This window comes from Veillonella parvula, assembly GCF_032575955.1.
Taxonomy (GTDB): Bacteria; Bacillota; Negativicutes; order Veillonellales; family Veillonellaceae; genus Veillonella; species Veillonella parvula_J.
The window spans coordinates 1-1125 of the sequence record NZ_JAWFXN010000024.1 but is presented as its reverse complement, the minus strand read 5'-3'; the positions used below and the strand labels follow the sequence as shown (position 1 = coordinate 1125).

1 protein-coding gene is annotated in these 1125 nt (G+C 44.2%); it reads left to right on the top strand.

The features are described from left to right. Position 1 precedes the first annotated feature (1 nt). A partial coding sequence (tuf, locus tag E7L28_RS09790) for an elongation factor Tu (protein ID WP_128114531.1) occupies positions 2–1125 on the top strand: 1124 nt, incomplete at its 3' end.

The window sequence follows — 1125 nt, the reverse complement described above, 5'->3', positions numbered from 1 at the left end:
AATGGCAAAAGAAAAATTTGAACGTACGAAACCGCATGTTAACATCGGTACAATCGGTCACGTTGACCATGGTAAAACTACTTTGACTGCTGCAATCACTAAAGTATTGGCTGAAAAAGGTCAAGCTGACTTCCAAGATTACAGCATGATCGATAAAGCTCCAGAAGAACGTGAACGCGGTATCACAATCAACACTGCACACGTTGAGTATGAAACTGCTAACCGTCACTATGCACACGTTGACTGCCCAGGCCATGCTGACTATGTTAAAAACATGATTACTGGTGCGGCTCAAATGGACGGCGCTATCTTGGTTGTATCCGCAGCTGACGGCCCTATGCCTCAAACTCGCGAACACATCTTGTTGGCTCGCCAAGTTGGTGTTCCTGCAATCGTAGTATTCTTGAACAAAGCTGACATGGTTGACGATGAAGAATTGATCGAATTGGTAGAAATGGAAGTTCGTGAACTTCTTTCTTCCTACGAATTCCCTGGCGACGAAGTACCTATCGTTGTAGGTTCCGCATTGAAAGCTTTGGAAGGCGACGCTCAATATGTAGCTAAAATTGACGAATTGATGGATGCTGTAGACTCCTACATCCCAACACCAGTTCGTGACACTGATAAACCTTTCTTGATGCCTGTGGAAGACGTTTTCACAATCACTGGTCGTGGTACAGTAGCAACTGGCCGTGTTGAACGTGGTCAAGTAAACGTTGGTGATACAGTTGAAGTAGTAGGCTTGAAAGAAAAAGCTGAACAATACGTAGTAACTGGTCTTGAAATGTTCCGTAAAGTGTTGGATTCTGCAGTAGCAGGTGACAACGTAGGTGCATTGCTTCGTGGTGTTGACCGTAAAGACATCGAACGTGGTCAAGTATTGGCTAAACCAGGTTCCATCAACCCACACACAAAATTCAAAGCAGAAGTATACGTATTGACTAAAGAAGAAGGTGGCCGTCATACTCCATTCTTCTCCAACTACCGTCCACAATTCTACTTCCGTACAACAGACGTAACAGGTGTTGTAAACCTTCCTGAAGGTGTAGAAATGTGTATGCCTGGCGATAACGTAACAATGGAAATCGAATTGATTACTCCAATCGCTATCGAAGAAGGTCTTCG